Below are 17,397 nucleotides of genomic sequence, written 5' to 3' on the forward strand. Positions count from 1 at the left end.
CATTGGTAAGTTATTGAGTGCGATCCCTTGCAATGTCCAGAAGAAAAATTTACATTGGAAATATGGAGGCGTTAAAGTGCTGAACGAAAACAAAAAAAAATATCATCATGGCGACCTCAAAGTAGCCTTGGTTGAGGCCGGTCTGGCCGAGCTTGAGGAAAAAGGACTCGAATCTGTATCGCTTCGCGCCATCGCGGGGCGGGTAGGGGTCAGCCATACAGCGCCCAAAAACCACTTTGACGGGCTGCGTGGTCTGCTGACCGCAATGGCCACCGTTGGGTTTCAACGACACGCGGCCGAAATGCAGCGCGGCGTCGAAGATCATCCGCCGGGAAAGGCCCGCCTCGATGCAGCGTGCAACGGATACGTGCGCTTCGCTTTGGAGAACCCAGAGTTGTTCAAACTCATGTTCACCAGCCGTTTCCATCTTTCGGACGATGACGCGTTGAAGCAAGCGGGCTGGGCAAGCTACGGCGTGTTGCGCGATGTGGCCCATGGTCTCGACTGGGATAAGGCGAAGGCACCGGGCGGACCCTGGCGCACTGAATGGATGCTCTGGAGCCTCGTTCATGGCTACGCGATGCTTCTGATTGATGGTGAAATTCGGCGCGAAGATGACGGTGCACCGCCGTTCAGAATGGACGAGATCATGCCCGGCTTTGGCTACCTCTCGGATGTCGCCGAAAATCGACCCGAGCCGTTTCAGGGCCAGCGCCGTGACGCAGACTGATATCTGTAGGTTTTCGACAGATCACCCCTAAATCTGTGTAAACACCATTCAGAAATGTCACCGGTTGCGCAAAGCAGAAGTGTCACCAATGGCGCTGACGGTAGCAAAGCCTGACAGGGCGTAGACCTCAGTTATCGCAGCCCTGGCTGGCTTTGCGGAGACGCCTTATAGACCCAGCTTCCTCTGCTCTTTCTTGTTGTAAAACGCTTTGATGCCTTCTTCACGCACAAGCTCTTCGAACGCGCGCCAGGCGAGAACGTCGCCAAAGAAAGGTGGATTGTCTGAAACAGTTAACGTGCCGAACTGGTTCTCGACAGAGAGGATCCAACCAGGGTGGATGCTGGTCTTGTAGATCTCGACGTCGAAGCTGTGCCCCTCGATGGTGACACTTTGGGTGTAGTCAGAAAAAATGAGCTCTGGTTCGTCTTCAATCATACCTTCGAGTTTGACCTATTCTGCCGCCTGCGCAATCTTCTTCTTGTTGGGCGTGCCGGACGGCCTGCCTTGCCGCCGTCCGTTCGGTTTATAACCCATTTTCTCTGAGTTTGTCCGAACCTTCGGCTTTGGCGGCGCAGCGTCCTGCATCTCTTTTATATGTTCCAGAACCGCACCGAGGCGCTTGTTGTCCGTGATGGCCGCGTGCGTCACACGCTGATCCATGTCGAAGATTTTGTAGGGCAGGGAGCGGCCTTTTGAGCGCACTTCGAACCGGCCATCCACAAAGGCGTATGTGTCCACGTATTTGCCAACCAACCCGCGTGTCACATCGCTCTCTTCGAGCATGATCCGCTTGCGTTCATAAGAGAATGTCAGCTGCTTGCCGACATAGCGGTTCTCCCGCCAACACAGGACATCGGCCAGCCGATCCGGCTCGACATTGAGCGCACGGTGCAGGTTGTCCGGTTTGGCCGGTGCTTTGGCGAACTTGGCGTTGTGACGCTCTTTGAAGTCTTGCAAATAGGCGTTTCCGGCCTCCATGTCAGAGATATCTGCAAGGCGTAGTTCCTTCACTAGCCGATCTTGCAAGGTCCGGTTGGCACGCTCAACGCGCCCCTTGGCCTGGCTCGAATTGGCGCAGAGAATCTCGACGTTTAGCTCGCTCAGCGCACGCCCAAACTGAGTGATCCGCGCGCCACCCTTGGCGTCGTCCTTGGCCACGCGGAACACGGTGTGTTTGTCCGAATAGAACGCGACCGGGCGGCCATGTTTGACGAGATAGCTTTCTAGGGCTTCGAAATAGCTGAACGTGCTCTCCGACTTCACGAACCGCAGTTCCATCAAGGTGCTGGTCGCATCATCGATGAAGACGAGCAGGGTGCACGGACCAGCACGATCCTCAAACCATCGATGGTCTGACCCGTCGATCTGGATCAACTCGCCAAAGCATTCCCGGCGTAGACGCGGCTGGTGGAACTGTCGGCGCTGCTTGCGGGAGAGCCAAAGGCCATCTTCAACCATCCATTTGCGCAGTGTCTCACGTGAGATTGTGAACCCGTGATGCGCGGCCAACATCTCAGCCGCCAGTGTCGGGCCAAAATCTGGATACTGTTCTTTGATGAGGATCAGAGCAAAGTCGCGCTTGGCTTTGTGAAACTTGTTGTTCGGCGCTTGTCCGCGCGATTTGTGTCGGATCGCCGAAGCGCCATCCTGACGATACCGCTTCAATAGCCGAAAAATCTGCCGTCGTGTCAGGCATAGCATCTTCGCCGCATTGTCAACCGTCAGTCGGCCATCATCGAGCTGCGCCAAAACCTCCACGCGCTTCAACTCGCGCTCGCTCATCATCACCCATCCCATGTCCGCTCATCCTCACATCGTTTTGCGAGGAGAGTGACACTTCTGCTTTGCTCAGGGGTGACATTATCGCTTTGCGCGTACACTCGTGAAGCGCATAATCAGTATTATGTTAATACAAACATCGTATGTAGCTGTAAAATCCGCTCAAAGATTACTGCGTTTATGTCAAATCTCTTTTGAACGTTTGATCAAAGCTGTTAAACCCCTCACATGAAACGTTCCTTCCTTATTCTGAACGGGCCGAACCTGAACCTGCTTGGCACGAGACAGCCAGAGGTTTACGGCCCGACCACGTTGGCCGATATCGAGGCTATGTGTACAGCCCGTGCTGATGATCTGGGTGTCTCGATCGTTTTTCGCCAGACCAATCACGAAGGTGAACTGGTTGATGCGCTGCACGCCGCACGCGGTGTGCATGCCGGCGTGATCCTGAATGCCGGTGCCTACACGCATACGTCGGTTGCATTGATGGATGCGATATCGTCGATCATGTTGCCGGTGATTGAACTTCATCTTTCAAATATCCACGCGCGCGAGGAATTTCGGACAAAATCATATATCGCACCCGTCGCGATTGGACAGATTTGCGGCTTTGGTGCTGCGGGATACACGCTCGCCATGGATGCGCTTTTGACCTATCTGGGAGACATGTCATGACCGATGTCATCAGACATCTTGATCGCTTGACCACGGCCACAACGGTCGAAGAGTTGTGGGACTTGCATGTCAAGAAGATGGCCGAATATGGCTTTGACCGCATCATGTATGGCTTTACGCGCTACCGGACCTCAAGTTCGCTGGGAGATCCGCAGGATTGGGTGCTTTTGTCCACGCAAAGCCCTGAATACATGAAGGTTTTCTTTGATGAAGGGCTTTATTATCACGCGCCGATGCTGAAATGGGCACTTGCCAATGATGGTGCCTGCAGCTGGCGCTGGATGATGGATATGAATCGCATCGACAACCTGACCAAAAGCGAAATGCGGGTCATGGAATTCAACAAGGAAATGGGTGTCACGGCTGGCTATACGATCAGCTTCAGGTCGATCTCCGAGCGGACAAAGGCGGCGATTGCGCTGACGGCCAAGACCGGCCTGTCGCAGGATGCCGTCGAGCAGACCTGGGCAAAGCATGGTGATGCGATCATCGTGATGAATAATGTGATGCACCTGAAACTGCTCACCCTGCCCTATACCGGCGAACGGCATTTGACCAAGCGCCAGCGCGAGGTGCTGCAATGGGTTGGCGATGGCAAGACAACGCAGGATATTGCGTTGCTGCTGGGGCTGACGGCCGCAACGGTTGAAAAGCATCTGCGTCTGGCGCGCGAGGCTTTGGATGTTGAAACGACTGCCCAGGCCGTCCTGAAGGCTGCCTTTTATAATCAGATGTTTATCATGGATGCAGAGCTTTGATGCGCAGCTTTCTTTCGTTTGACGCCAGGGCAAAGATAACGAAGCTGCGCGATAAGTAAGGTTTCCCTGACTTTCTAAAAATGCCGTAAATTGTCAAAGTGGTGATGTTCCGTGAGTGGTGGCCTTAGGCCTGGGAACAGCGGCAAACACCCCTTGTGATTTCAAGGCTCTGTGCGCCGTGCCGGTTTTCCGGACGCTGGTGCTTTGGGTTTGCCCGTAAGCATCAGCACTTTGATGCGCCCCGTGTCCTCCGTCCCAAATCGGACACGCTCCGCATTTTGTGGCATCGCATTTCTCCCGAGTGCGGTGCCACGTCCATTTCCCGAACATTTTAGCGCAAGGCCCCTTCCCTACCGGTCCAGCGCGCCCTTCCCCGCGATAATCTTGTCGCGAAACTTGGCGATACGGGTCAGCCGCGTCTTTGACTGCTTTGCACCGTTAAGATTGATCACATAGCTTTTCTGCCGACCACGGGTCAGCGCGTGAAACGCCTCTGCAAGGATCGGGTCATCATCCAGTGCTTGCACAAGCTCGGTCGGTAGCTCCAGATCGCTTTCATCCTTCACCGGCCTGATGCCGCGCGCGGCGTAGTCCATCGCCTCTGCCAGATAGGCACGGATGGTTTTTGCGTTCCGGGTCACATCAGCCGCGTGGTGAAAGCAGATCATGTCGGGATGCGCAGTATTCGGCCCTCTCTTTTCAAGAATGCCGTCGGGGTCCTGCATTAGTGAGGCATTGAAAAAGCTCAGCCGGAAATCGTTGCGAAATGCGCCGATGATGACGATGTTGCGTCCTGCATGCATATAACATGGGTGACCCCATTTTACCGTTTCAGATAAGCCCATTGCACGGCAGATTTCACGTAAATTATGCAGCCCATCGGCCCAGTGTCGGGCCGAGCAGGCCGGCGTTCCAAACCGGTCACAGCGGCCGCATCCCTTTGTAAAATAATCCTCAATCTCGGTAATCATGTCGCGATACTGCATCAGGTTTCAACCACGTCGCAACTGCTCTTTGGCGCGGCGTGCTCTGGCTATTCTGAACGCGATAAAGCAAGCTCCGCACTTTATCAAAGCGATCCGCAAGTTGGACCAAGGGGTGCCGCGCCATCGGCTTACACAAATCCGCCGTTTTGAGGGCTTTCTTCCGAGCGTGACAAAAGCCCGCGTGTCAGCCAGACCATTGCCACATGTAACACGACGGCAAACACGCCCAAGGTCAGCATCGCTGCGAACATCAGATCTGTTTTCGCGCGACCGTTTGCCAGTAACATCAAGTATCCCAGCCCGCGCGAGGCGCCGACCCATTCGCCGATCACAGCGCCGATGGGGGCATAGACGGCCGCCAAACGCAGGCCAGATGCCAAAGACGGCAAGGCTGCGGGAATGCGGATATGCCACAGGATGCGCTTTGAGCTGGCTTGCATCGTACGCGCAAGGTCAAGGTAGCCTTGCGGCGTGCGCATGAGCCCGTCAAAGAAAGAGGATGTGACCGGGAAGTAGATGATCAGCACCGCCATGAACACTTTGGACCAAAGCCCGAAACCAAGCCATAGCGTCAGGATTGGGGCGAGTGCAAAGACCGGCAAGGCCTGGGTAAAGACCAGGATTGGTTGTACCAGGACGCGCGCTGTGCGGGATGAGGCCAGTTGCAAGGCTGTCGCAACCCCAAGTGCTGTACCGATGGCCAGTCCGATAACCACTTCGAGCGCGGTTACCAACGTATGCTCGGCGATCAGCGCGCGATTGTCCCACCATGTTTCCGCCACCAGTGCCGGACCGGGCAGGATAAACTTTGGCAAGCCCGTTACGGTGACGATCCCCTGCCAGACGGTCACCGCAAACAGTGTCGCCAGAGGCACGGAAAGTGCCTTCATGCGGTGCCCTCACGCAGAAGTTTGAGCAGGGCCGCCTGACATGCCAGCGTTTCCAGATCATCAACCGGACGCGGGATGGTCAGGGCCGGATTTGGGAAATGTCGTATGCCGGTTGCACTGAGAACGAGGATGGTTTCCCCCAAGCGGGCCGCCTCGCCCGGATCATGGGTGACCATCAACACAGTTTTGCCGTGCAGGACGTCCACCGCCAGCTCTTGCATGGCTGCACGTGTTTGCGCGTCGAGTGCCGAAAAGGGCTCATCCAGCAAGATGATGGGTTTGTCTTCCATCAGCGTGCGTGCCAAGGCGACCCGCTGGCGCTGACCGCCCGACAGGGCGGCGGGTTTTTTATCCGCATGATCGGCCAGACCAACCCGTGTCAGGATGCGGCCGAGGCGCTTGGTATCTGCAGCCTCGCCGCGCAAACGCGCCCCAAGTTGCGCATTCTGGCGCACCGTGGCCCATGGCAATAGCAGATCATCCTGCGCCATATAGGCCACCCGGTCAGCGACAGGCTCCCCGTCGCTTACTAGAATGGACCCATTGAAATCCGCCTGGGTTGTCAGCCCCGATATCAGGCGCAAAAGGGTGGATTTACCGACCCCAGAACCGCCCAAAAGGCATGTCCATTCTCCGGCCCGCAAAGCCAGACGCAAAGGTGCAAAAAGACGCCCCCCGTTTATGGATGCGCCGCCTTGCAGGGTGATGCCGGGGGCTTGGATCACGGTGTCAGACCCATTTGCCAGAAGTTGATTTCAAGCTCGGTCGCCGTGCGGAAGGTCTGGCAGAGCCGTGTCCATCTTGGGGATGTCTGAAAATCAGGGCCCAGACGGCGGCGTAAGGCCGCGTCCAGCATATCGCCCGCCGCTTTGCAGGCACCCTGATAATCCGCACCCGCATAGGTCCCGATCCAGTCCGCATAGGTATCAGAGGTTTTTTCGGTCCCCAATCGGCGCCCGATCTCGCCATAGCCCATCACGCATGGGGCAAGTGCGGCCAGCAGATCAGCCAGGTCCCCACTATAGCCCGCCTCAAGGACGAAGCGGGTATAGGCGAGGTTTTCGGCCCGTTCTTTCGTGGCAAAAAGCGCGTCTTGCGAGATGCCGGCAGCCTCACATATGCCGATATGCAACGGCATTTCCCGGGCGACCAATGCGTTGACCGTGCCCACGGCCGCAAGCATCTCGGCATGGGTTTCTGACTTCACCACGGCCAGCGCCCAAGCGCGCGAGAAATGGGTCAGAAACACATAATCCTGCCGCAGATAGTGAAGGAACGCATCCTGCGGCAGTGTTCCATCCTTCAGCCCTTCGACAAAGGGATGGCGGGTATAATCCCGCCAAGCGTCACCCGCCTGATCGCGCATCAGGTCAAAGGCTGTCCCATAACCGCTCATCGTGCGGTGACATCAATGGTGATCGCGTCCACCGGATTAAGGCTGTCGATCATGCCGCTGTCTTTCAGAAAAGCTTCAAACCGCGCGTAGCGACCTGCATCAAACCCGGCCGGACGCAAGGCAAAGCGCGGCAGCGTGTCCACCCATGCTTTTGCGTTCAGCTCGTCCTGCAACTCGGGCGAAGTAGCGGCAAAAATCTCCCAGCTTTCTTCAGGGTTGTTGACGATATACTGCGTTGCCTTTTCGGTCGCCTCAAGGAAGCGCGCGATCATATCGGCATCCATGCGATCGGGGTTGGCGACATAAATCAACTCGTCATACGAGGGCACGCCCTCTTCTTCGATATAGAAACAACGGCCCTCGACGCCTTCGATCTGCATCTGGTTCAGTTCAAAGTTGCGGAACGCGCCGATCACTGCATCCACTTGCCCCGACATCAGCGAAGGCGAGAGCGAAAAGTTCACATTGACCATCTCGATATCGTCGGTTGTGACCCCGTATTTGCCCAGCACAGCACCCAGCACGGCCTCTTCGACACCGGCGACCGAGAACCCGACCTTTTTGCCTTTCAGATCGGCGGGTGTCTTGATCGGGCCTTCGGCGAGTACCAGCAGGCAGTTCAGCGGGGTGGCCACCAATGTGCCAACACGTTTCAGGGGCAGGCCTTCGTGGATTTGCAGGTGCAGCTGCGGTTGATAGGACACGGCCAGATCGGCCTGCCCCGCGGCCACAAGCCGGGGCGGTGCGGATGGATCAGCGGGCGGGATCACCGCAACCTCAAGACCCATTTCGGCGAAATAGCCGTTTTCCTCTGCGATGATAATGGGGCCGTGATCGGGGTTGACGAACCAATCTAGCAGCAAGGTCATCTTGTCTTGCGCAAAGGCGGGCGATGCGGCCAAAAATGCAACGGCAGTCACGAGGTGTTTCATATGATTTGTCCCTGTTGATTTAAGAGGCTGAGGCTGCAACCAGAACGATCTCGCCCGGCCAGTTTTGATGAAGCGCTTCGGCGGCGCGCCAGGCCCGTAAACCAGTGGCGCAGCACAGCGCGACGCGCGGTGCCTGCATGCCGGGTATTTCCGAGATAGAAATGCGTTGGGCCGCATGGTGGATGGGTTTCGGGGCCTCGTCCCTGCCGCGCAGCTCGATAATCAGATCGTCTGCGTTCAGCTGCGATGCGGCGACAAATGGAAAACAACTGGCAGGCTCTGCGGCTGTGTCGAAGCGGAAGCCCGACGTTGTGAGCGTGCGCGCGTTCAGTCGGACCATCTGTCCAAGTGGCGAGGGCCCCTGCCCCAGCAACACATTCAGCGCCATTTGCGCCTGCATTGCGCCGATGATGCCGGCAACGGGTCCAAGAACGCCCGCCGTGGCACAGCTTGCACCGCTTTCAGGTGCATCCGGGAACACGGCGCGTAGTGATGGCGCACCGCCGCAAAACCCGCCCACATAGCCGCCAAAGCCAAGGACAGAGGCGCTGATAAGCGGCTTGCCTTGGGCCAGACAGAGGTCGCTTAATAGATAGCTCACGGCATAGCTGTCGGCGCAATCCAGAACTAGATCGGCCTGCGCCACAAGCAGGGCAGCGTTTGCCGGGGTCAGCGTGTGTGTCAATGCGTCAACGACGATCTCGGTATTGATGTCACGACAGCGCGTTGCCGCAATCTTCGCTTTGTCCTGCCCGCAATCAGCTTCGGTAAACAATGTCTGCCGATGCAGGTTTGATAACGCGACCGTATCGCCATCAATCAATGTGATGTGCCCAACGCCCGCCCCGGCCAAAAGCGGCAGCGCCGGCGCCGCCAGCCCGCCCGCGCCCACGACCAAGATACGCGCCTTGCCCAAGCGACGCTGGCCAGCCTCGCCCATCTCGGGCAGGATGATTTGGCGGGCGTATCGGCTCATCGCGTGGCCTTGATCCATGCGCGCATGCGGGCTTCGGGATCTTTGTTCAGGGTAATATCCGTGACGGCCGAGACGATGTCGGCGCCTGCATCAAACACGGCTGCGGCGCGCTCTATTGACATCCCACCAATGCCCACAAGTGGCGTGCTGCCGATGCGGGTTTTCCATTCGGTGACCCTGGGCAAGCCTTGCTGGTGCCATTTCATCTTCTTCAGGATCGTCGGATAGACCGGTCCAAGGGCAATGTAGTCCGGGGTCATGGCCAACACACGCTCAAGCTCGTCATCGTCGTGGGTGGATACACCGAACTTCACGCCAGCCTTGCGGATTGCCGGTAGATCGGCGTCATCCAGATCCTCCTGCCCCAGATGAATCCAGTTGCTGCCAAGGTCGATTGCCGCCTGCCAATAGTCATTCACCACCAAAACAGCGCCATGCTGCTGGCACAGATCGCGCGAGATGGCGATTTCGCGCCGCACGGTCTCATCCGGTTGATCCTTGATGCGCAACTGCACCAGTTTCACACCCAGGGGCAGCATCCGGGCAAGCCAGTCGGAATTGTCGAAAATTGGGTAAAACCGGTCAAGCGTCATGACAGGAATGCCTTTCCGATGACGGGGGTCGAGGCTTCGGCCATGTCGCGCGCCTCAATCGGGTCCGCCGCACAGGCCAATTGCCCCGCCTCCACCGCCCGCATCATGGCACGGGCCATTGCCACCGGATCGCCCGCACGGGCGACGGCGCTGTTCAGAAGAACCGCGTCAAATCCAAGTTCCATCGCATGGGCGGCGTGGCTGGGCAGGCCAATGCCTGCGTCAATGACCAAGGGCACATCGGGGAACGCGGCCCGCATGGCGCGAAGGGCGTATGCGTTGTTCAGGCCGCGGCCCGACCCGATGGGCGCGCCCCAAGGCATCAGCACCCGACAGCCTGCGTCAAGCAAACGGTCCGCGACGATCATATCCTCGGTCGTGTAGGGAAACACCTCAAAGCCCTCATCCGTTAGGATGCGTGCGGCCTCAACCAGCCCAAACACATCCGGCTGCAGGCTGTCAGTATGACCAATCAGTTCCAGTTTGATCCATTTCGTATCAAACACCTCGCGCGCCATATGGGCGGTGGTGACCGCCTCTTTCACCGTATGACAGCCGGCGGTGTTTGGTAGAATATGCACGCCAAGGCTTTGAACCATCTGCCAAAATGCCTGACCGCCGCCGCCTGCCCCCTCGCGACGCAAGGACACGGTGGCCACCCCTGCACCGCTGTCGCGAAAGGCCTGTTCCAAAATCGCGGGGCTTGGATATTGCGCCGTCCCCAGCATCAAGGGGTTGGGCAGGTCGATGCCGTAAAACTGTTTCATGCTCATCCCCCCTGCATTGGTGCGACAACCTCGATACGGTCCCCGTCGGACAATGCGGCATCTGCGCGAGAGGCGGCAGGCACGAAGTTTTCGTTCAGCGCCGTGGCAACACGGCCTGAAAACCCGCATTCGTCCAAAAGGTCTGCAAGCGTTGTGGCAGCGACGTCACGCGACCCGCCGTTAAGTACGATCTTCATCAACCAACTCCGAATGTGTATTGTTGAGGGCCAAATCCGCCACGCCCTGTGCCAGCGCGGGTGCAAGCAGATACCCGTGGCGGTAGAGCCCGTTGGCATAAATTGTACGCCCTCGTCTGCGAATGCGCGGCAGGTTGTCCGGAAAGGCAGGCCGCAGATCCACGCCAATTTCCAGCACCTCGGCCTCACCAAAGGCCGGGTTTAGCGCATAGGCTGCGCTCAGCAGTTCCAGCATGGAACGGGCGGTGATCCGGCTGCGATCCTCGCTCTCGATCATTGTCGCCCCCAGCATGTAGATCCCGTCGCCGCGGGGCACGATGTAGAGAGGGATGCGCGGATGCAGGAGCCGCACAGGGCGGTTCAGGGTGATATCTGGACAGCGGATCATCAGCATCTCGCCCTTGACACCGCGCAGATCGGGCAGCACGTCACGGGCGCGTAAACCCCTGCAATCAATCGCATTGGGCAGGCCTTCGGGCGCGGGTTTGTGATGAAATACCACCCCATTTTCAACAAGCCTGTCGTGGAGGCAATGCAATGCCTTTCGCGGATCAAGATGGGCTTCGGCGTCGAAGAACAAGCCTTCAGACAGGTTAGGGAGATCAGGCTCAAGCTCTGCGATCATTGTGCTGACGGCGGTAAAGCCTTCGGTTCGGCGTGCAAAACGGCGCAAGTCGGGCAAATCCCGTCGGGCGGCAACAACCAGTGTACCGTTCCTTTGAATGTCGGTCTTATCAGCCCACCAGCCGATTGCCTTTTGGCCGAGGCGCAAGACGGGCTCTTCCGCGTTCTCGAACTCGCACCATGGCGCAAGCATACCGCCCGCCCACCAGGAACAGGCGTGCGGCCCCGGCGGACCAGCGGGGTCAAACACCTCAACCCTGGCCCCGCGCGAGACGAGTTCGGTCGCAACCGCTAGTCCTGCGACACCGGCACCTATGACGGACCAAATGCTCATGCCGGCCAGAAGGGATGGAAATGGTGGACGGGGCCATGGCCGTTGCCGATATGCAGCTCATCCGCCGCACAAATGGCGGCCTGCAAGTAGCGGTGCGCCTCTTGCACTGCCTTTGTCAAAGTGAACCCCTTGGCCAACCCAGCCGCGATAGCGGACGACAATGTGCACCCGGTCCCATGGGTGTTGCCTGTCTTGCGACGCGGGGCCGCAAGTTCGGCACGCACCTCTTCGCCGGATACCAGAATATCGTGGCAAATATCCCCCGTCGCATGTCCGCCCTTCATCAGGACCGCCTGCGCACCTACGTCGCAGAGCGCGTATCCTTGCGCCGTCATCTGCGTGCGGTCCTGCGCATCAGATAACCCAAGCAAACGGGCCGCCTCAGGCAGATTGGGCGTCAGCACTGTCGCACGCGGGATCAAAACATCCCGGAGTGTCGCGACAGCGTTGTCGGCCAAGAGCGCGTCACCGGATTTCGCGACCATCACGGGATCAAGCACAATCGGGCCTGAATATCCCTCAAGTGCTGCGGCGACGCAGTGAATGATATCGGGTGTTGCCAGCATACCGATCTTGATCGCTTTGACGTCCAGATCGCCAAGAACCGCCTCAATCTGCGCGCTGATCACGTCCAGCGGAATGCCGTGTACGGCGGTCACGGCCTGCGTATTCTGGGCCGTCACGGCTGTGATGACTGACGCGCCATAGACCCCAAGCGCCGACATCGCTTTGAGGTCGGCCTGAATACCTGCCCCGCCGCCGCTGTCAGATCCTGCAATCGTCAACGCGATCTGCGCCATTCTGGTGCCCCTTTAGGTTGGGCACCGCGCATGAAAACTGCCTGCTAACGCAAAGACCGTTCCCTACGCCGGAATTGCCCGGATCAGGTTCGATGGGTTAGCGCGATTGCGCCTCTCAGCCTTCAACAAGGCACCCCAACGGTTCATGGCGCAGCTAACAAGCCACCCGCATTGTGTCAAACACATATTCCTTCGCTATCGCTCACTGCCACGCCGCGCCGCTGCCCCGATCAGGACACAGTCACCGCTTGCATCGGCCCGGCAAATATCAGTGGTGCAAGCGGGTCTTTCGGGTCAGCGTCAATGTCTATTGTCGATCGCGGGCATCCTTGGGGCGGTTGATCGCGGGGAAGAACGCTCAGAGGAGGTAATTGCATGCCGGCGCCTTTTTTACTGCTGCTGGCGAACCCAGCGAACAGCGCGCTTGCACGGTTCCTTCACTTGGTTTCCTGGGGCTTACTTGTTTTTCTAGGTGGTGGTCCGCAAATTTCGCGTGTGGTGTTCTTATCAGAGAAATGTCTTGAAATTGCTAGGACTGATGCACGGCCGGCAATCCCTCCGGTGTTTTAAGGAGATCTATTATGCTTGATGGTATCAACAAAGGCCCCGGTGCTGGTCAGTCTGTTGTCACAGGTGGTGCGCGCCCGCTCAGCCGTCGTGGTGCGGTGGTGCGGGATCAGGCGGCGCGTAAGCGGCGTGAGACCGCGCAGGCCGGGCGCCGTGATGGTGCTGATGAGACAACCCAAGGCACCCGGAAAGTCCAGTCGCGGTCAGGGTCTCAGGATTCCGCAAATCTTGGCGACCGGGGGAATGATGCCCGCCAGCAGATGCAGGATTTCGGCGAACAGCCCGATGGCGATCAGGCGCTGGCCGAAGCCCTGTTCGGCAAGCAGATCGAGGAATTGACGCTCGAAGAACAGCTGTTGTTTGATGACATATTAAGCCAGACGCTGCGCAAAGGCGGGCCGCGGCCCCGGATTATTTCGGTGCCGACCGCCTCGCGCGCGGAGATCCGCAAGGGCACGGCGCCGCGCAATGCGCTGCCGCCCGGTGTGGATGCGGCTTATGTGCCCGGCAAGAACGTGATCATGGTGCGCCAGGGGCTGTCCCCGGCCCGGCAAGGCGCGGCGATCCGCGAGGAGATGGGCGAGTGGCTTGGGGCGCAGGTCAGCCAGCGCGGGCTGGAACTGGCACCGGGTGATGTGGGTGCGCGGGTTGCCAAGGTGGTCCGGGGGGGCAAGCTGACCCAAGCGGACTTCACCCCGCGCAAGAACGACAAGGCCAAGGTGCGGCTGGGCGGGCAGACCGTGACGGCAAATGCGCGCAGCAGCGCCCAGCCTGACAATGAAGATGCCGGCACCCCATTATCCGCAGATGACCGCGCCAAGTTACTGGGCCTGAACCTCAAGGATGACCCCTCCGATGAGAAGGAGCGCCTTGAAACTGGGCTGAATGTACTGCGCCCGATCGTCCTGCCGGGCAATGACACGACGGACCTGCCCGAGAATTTGCTGACCGCAGATCTGCAGAATATGGACCTGTCCGAGGGATCCGACCAGTTTATGGAGGTGGATTTCAATACCCCCGATGAGGTCCGGGTGGAGTTTCAGAACGAAGACGGCTCGTGGGAGACTGCGGGCGTCAAACCTGCGGGGGACCCATCTGGCCGGACAATGATCAAGCTTCCCGAAGATGGCACCACCAAAATACGCGTGCGCAACATGACAAAGGGCGGGAAAGAGGTGAAACTCGTCCCGCAAGCGCTGGTCCCCAATGAGGAAGGTATCGTCACCAGGACCTATGCGACTGATGACAACGGGGGCACGGTCACAATCCGCGTTGGTGATGACCGCGCGGCCCTTGAAGAGACCGCAGAACCGTTCCCTGAATCCCCTGACGCGCGTGTTGGTGAGGGGCTTGAGAACCTGCTGAAGGACAAGGCAGAGGCTGTTTCCGAAGGCCGGGAGATTCTGGGCGACAGCCCCATCGCCTGGGAGGATCTGGAGAGCAAGCTTGAGGCGGCCGGTATCACGCTGGATGGCGATATCGCAGGCGGTGCCAACTTCCATCTGGTCCTGCAGTTTTTGTCTGGCAACAAAACCCTGTCTGCGTCTCAATTCGGGGCGCTGAAAGAACAGGGCGTGATCAGGATCGAGAATGGGACATTCTCTATTGATCTGTCCAAGGCGACGCCGGAACAGGCGGACCGCATCGTCGACAATGTCTTCCGCATTAAGGAAGGCCAGACACTGAATGATGACGTCAACGCCCTGCCCGAATACGACGGGCAACTGCTGGAGTATAACCTGAACAAGGATCTGGGGCTGATTGACCCCAAGACGATGGAGACGATTGACGAAGTCTATGGCGATGGCGACGGCGTGATGAACTCTGTAGAACTCAAGGCCGCACTTGCTGATGGCTATGTGGCATTCGGCCCCCGCCAGCTTGAGCGGCGCACGCCACCCCCGCCACCCGCCGCGCCCTCAGGCCCGGTTGATGATGAAACCGTGCCCGGAAATGCGCAGTATTATGATGCGGGTGTGGCCTCGACGGCGACCGAAGATATTCCGGTTGAGCATCGCAAACTTGCCGTGATCGAAACCTCCCGCGGCACACGCAGCGGCACGACAGGGATCACCGAGATCCAGTATCAGCGCAAGGACGGCAAATGGGTCACAGCCTCGCGCGATACCGATCAGGATGGTGGTTTTGGCCCGTTCCAGGCCCCTGTTATCTTTGATGGCCGCGATGGGCGGCCCAATATCCGGGCCGTCTATGGCAAGCCCGGCGAGGAAGGGACCGTCTATGTAGAATACAGGCCCGTTCAGAACGGGGATAAGCTTGAATATGACATGTATTCAAGAACAGATTCCAACTTTGGGCGCAACGTCAATGACAATATCGCCAGCGTTGGGGTGATCAAGGACGGTGAGTATATCGAAGAAGAGATCGAGGACGGCGGACAGACCTCGGTCGGTCTGATCGAGCTCCTGGGCACGATCACCGACCCCGCGGGCACCATCGACGCATTTGCCCGCACCCGTGTGACGGTCGACGCGCTTGATCCGCCCAGCCTTTACACAGGCCAGGAAGGCACCCTGATCAACGGGGATGTGATCTTCTCAGCCGACGCCAACGACACTGAAAACTTTCTCAATGAAACGAATGACATCAAGCACACGCGCTACGAGGTTCAGTACAAGGACGAGAATGGCGACTGGAAGATCGGCTGGGCCAGACAGGGCGCTGAATATAGCGGCACGGGTGATGGCGTTGCCCTGACAGACGGGGCCGGGTTCATTCCGCATGTGAATGGGGAACCGCCGACGGTCCGCCTTGTCGTGATCCGCGACGAAAACGCCCGGAGCGGCGCGTTCTTTTACGAAGGCAAAGAGTTCAGCCTGCAGGACGGCCAGGAGGGTAATGACGAATATGTGGTCAGTGTCGACAGTGGCCTGGACCCGGCCGGCACGGATGTCTGGGCGCCGTTCAACACGTCGATCAAGATCAACAGCACCTATGTTGAAGAGGTCCCTGGCCCCGTCACGGACACCCCGGAAAGCCCTCAAACCGTTGATGCCGGCGCGATCTTTGAGGCCGCGGGCGTCGCCGATACCGACACCTTGTCTGCGGATGCGCTTGTCAAAGGCCTTGATACGCTGGGGGTTTCGTTTGACGCAGGCGATGGCAGTTATTCCGCCAGTGATGCCGCACAGGCGCTTGAGGCGATCAATGGCGGGCCGCTGACCCTGGAAAATCTGCAGGGCCTGATGGGTGATGGAAGATTGTCAGTCTCCGGCGGGCAATGGCGTCTTGACCCGTCAAAACTCAACCACACGAACCGCCGCGCCATTCTGGCCGATGTGCTTGATAGCGGCATGTCCGGTGGCGAAAAGTTCGACACGCTCAAGCGCCTTGGCATCGTCGAGACGATGGATGATCTGGTTCTGATTGACCGCAAGCTGGGCAATGGCGACGGGGTCCTGACCGGTGATGAGGTCCGCGCGATCCCGCTGGATATTCGCATCACGACGGACCCCACGAATGGCGGTGTCTTTGAGATTTACCGCACGGGCCTTGCGCAATTGCCTGATCCGGCCCCGACCGCCACCCGGCTGTTTGCTGCGGCAGGGCTTGGGCCGGACGACCGGATCAGCGCCGGGGTCCTTGGCGACAGCCTGGAAAAACTGGGCCGGACCTATGCCGCACCCGGTGAGGTCACACTGGATGGGGCAGAGGCATTGGAGGTGCTCGAGGCGCTCAATGGCGGCCCCATGACCCGCGATCAATTGCAGGATCACCTGGATAGCGGGCTGCTGAAAATCGAAGGCGGCAGCTGGCATGTCGACCTAAGCGGGCTGAGCAACGACCAAGTCTTCGAGATGGTCGGCTATATCCTCGATAATGCGCCTGATGGCGGTGCGGATCTGCTGGACGAGATGGGGTTCAGCACGGCTGAACAGCAGGATCTGGACTATGCGTTCGGCAATAATGACGGCACGCTGAGCTCTGAAGAGCTGACGGCCGCGCGCGAGGCGCTTGGGGATGACTTTCTCAGCGCCAGCGACAGCGATTCATCCAGTTTGCTGAGCAGCGATTTTGATGATCTGTCCAGCATTGTCGACGAAGTTGAAAAGATCGAAGTGGACAACTTCAAGGATCCCGCCAAGCTCAAGAAGCTGATGGAGCATTTTGGCGTCAACAGCATCAAGGGGCTCAGAAGGGCGCTGGTCATCAAGGGGCTTGAGATCGGGGGCGGCTGGCCCTTGGCGCGCTGGCGGCGTCCATCGTTGCTGTCACCGTCGCGCCGGATAAGCCGGACAACACCGACAGCCCCGACACAGCACCCGGTGGAGAAAATAACCCACCAGCACCCGATGGCAGCCTTGCTGACCTTGTCCTGACGGGTCTGAACCTGGGCGATTCAGAGATCACAAATGACGACCTCAAAAGGATG

Annotated in this window: 17 protein-coding genes and 1 riboswitch; of the genes, 4 read left to right on the plus strand and 13 right to left on the minus strand. The window is 58.7% G+C overall.

Features of this window, described 5'->3' with window-relative positions:
* The first annotated feature begins 13 nt into the window (after positions 1–13).
* On the plus strand, positions 14–730 hold the full coding sequence (locus AABB31_RS03965; protein ID WP_373635448.1) for a TetR/AcrR family transcriptional regulator: 717 nt from the start codon (positions 14–16) through the stop codon (positions 728–730).
* 165 nt (positions 731–895) lie between these two features.
* Here AABB31_RS03965 and AABB31_RS03970 read toward each other — a convergent pair whose 3' ends face one another.
* Both AABB31_RS03970 and AABB31_RS03975 read right to left on the minus strand, forming a co-directional pair.
* A complete protein-coding gene (locus AABB31_RS03970) occupies positions 896–1,165 on the minus strand; it encodes a hypothetical protein (protein ID WP_342074909.1) in 270 nt (89 codons plus the stop codon).
* A 15-nt stretch (positions 1,166–1,180) separates the two neighbouring features.
* Complete coding sequence (locus tag AABB31_RS03975) at positions 1,181–2,527, minus strand: ISNCY family transposase (protein ID WP_342074908.1); 1,347 nt, start codon at positions 2,525–2,527, stop codon at positions 1,181–1,183.
* Positions 2,528–2,737: 210 nt separating this feature from the next.
* Here AABB31_RS03975 and aroQ point away from each other — a divergent pair, with 210 nt between their 5' ends.
* Positions 2,738–3,184, plus strand: coding sequence for a type II 3-dehydroquinate dehydratase (gene aroQ / locus AABB31_RS03980; protein ID WP_342075740.1), 447 nt, complete (start codon positions 2,738–2,740; stop codon positions 3,182–3,184).
* Complete coding sequence (locus AABB31_RS03985; protein WP_342075739.1) at positions 3,181–3,942, plus strand: LuxR family transcriptional regulator; 762 nt, start codon at positions 3,181–3,183, stop codon at positions 3,940–3,942. The genes aroQ and AABB31_RS03985 overlap by 4 nt, the downstream gene beginning before the upstream one ends.
* Before the next feature lie 350 nt (positions 3,943–4,292).
* Here the strand turns inward: AABB31_RS03985 and AABB31_RS03990 are convergent, their stop codons facing one another.
* From AABB31_RS03990 to thiD, 11 genes are all read right to left on the minus strand, one after another.
* Entirely contained in the window at positions 4,293–4,928 is a 636-nt protein-coding gene (locus AABB31_RS03990) for a YdeI/OmpD-associated family protein (RefSeq protein WP_342075738.1), read from the minus strand.
* A gap of 128 nt (positions 4,929–5,056) precedes the next feature.
* Complete coding sequence (locus tag AABB31_RS03995) at positions 5,057–5,818, minus strand: ABC transporter permease (RefSeq protein WP_342075737.1); 762 nt, start codon at positions 5,816–5,818, stop codon at positions 5,057–5,059.
* Complete coding sequence (locus tag AABB31_RS04000) at positions 5,815–6,543, minus strand: ABC transporter ATP-binding protein (protein WP_373635449.1); 729 nt, start codon at positions 6,541–6,543, stop codon at positions 5,815–5,817. Before AABB31_RS04000 ends, AABB31_RS03995 begins: the two co-directional genes overlap by 4 nt.
* Positions 6,540–7,214: a thiaminase II gene (gene tenA, locus AABB31_RS04005; protein ID WP_342075736.1), complete on the minus strand. Its 675-nt coding sequence runs from the start codon at positions 7,212–7,214 to the stop codon at positions 6,540–6,542. The genes AABB31_RS04000 and tenA overlap by 4 nt, the downstream gene beginning before the upstream one ends.
* The gene (locus AABB31_RS04010; protein ID WP_342075735.1) at positions 7,211–8,146 is read right to left on the minus strand and encodes an ABC transporter substrate-binding protein; all 936 of its coding nucleotides are present in this window, start codon (positions 8,144–8,146) and stop codon (positions 7,211–7,213) included. The genes tenA and AABB31_RS04010 overlap by 4 nt, the downstream gene beginning before the upstream one ends.
* Before the next feature lie 19 nt (positions 8,147–8,165).
* Complete coding sequence (locus tag AABB31_RS04015; protein ID WP_342075734.1) at positions 8,166–9,122, minus strand: HesA/MoeB/ThiF family protein; 957 nt, start codon at positions 9,120–9,122, stop codon at positions 8,166–8,168.
* Positions 9,119–9,715, minus strand: coding sequence for a thiamine phosphate synthase (locus AABB31_RS04020; RefSeq protein WP_342075733.1), 597 nt, complete (start codon positions 9,713–9,715; stop codon positions 9,119–9,121). Before AABB31_RS04020 ends, AABB31_RS04015 begins: the two co-directional genes overlap by 4 nt.
* A complete protein-coding gene (locus AABB31_RS04025; protein ID WP_342075732.1) occupies positions 9,712–10,482 on the minus strand; it encodes a thiazole synthase in 771 nt (256 codons plus the stop codon). Before AABB31_RS04025 ends, AABB31_RS04020 begins: the two co-directional genes overlap by 4 nt.
* A gap of 2 nt (positions 10,483–10,484) precedes the next feature.
* Entirely contained in the window at positions 10,485–10,679 is a 195-nt protein-coding gene (gene thiS, locus AABB31_RS04030) for a sulfur carrier protein ThiS (RefSeq protein WP_342075731.1), read from the minus strand.
* Positions 10,663–11,637 carry an FAD-dependent oxidoreductase gene (locus tag AABB31_RS04035; RefSeq protein WP_342075730.1) on the minus strand — a complete coding sequence of 325 codons (975 nt, stop codon included), beginning with the start codon at positions 11,635–11,637 and terminating at the stop codon, positions 10,663–10,665. Before AABB31_RS04035 ends, thiS begins: the two co-directional genes overlap by 17 nt.
* Positions 11,634–12,437 carry a bifunctional hydroxymethylpyrimidine kinase/phosphomethylpyrimidine kinase gene (thiD, locus tag AABB31_RS04040; RefSeq protein WP_342075729.1) on the minus strand — a complete coding sequence of 268 codons (804 nt, stop codon included), beginning with the start codon at positions 12,435–12,437 and terminating at the stop codon, positions 11,634–11,636. Before thiD ends, AABB31_RS04035 begins: the two co-directional genes overlap by 4 nt.
* 43 nt (positions 12,438–12,480) lie before the next feature.
* Positions 12,481–12,585: riboswitch (TPP riboswitch) on the minus strand.
* Between the two features lie 433 nt (positions 12,586–13,018).
* Here thiD and AABB31_RS04045 point away from each other — a divergent pair.
* Positions 13,019–17,344, plus strand: a complete 4,326-nt coding sequence (locus AABB31_RS04045; RefSeq protein ID WP_373635450.1) for a hypothetical protein — start codon at positions 13,019–13,021, stop codon at positions 17,342–17,344.
* The last annotated feature ends 53 nt before the right edge of the window (positions 17,345–17,397 follow it).

This window comes from Yoonia sp. SS1-5 (genome assembly GCF_038443705.2).
Lineage (GTDB): Bacteria > Pseudomonadota > Alphaproteobacteria > Rhodobacterales > Rhodobacteraceae > Yoonia > Yoonia rhodophyticola.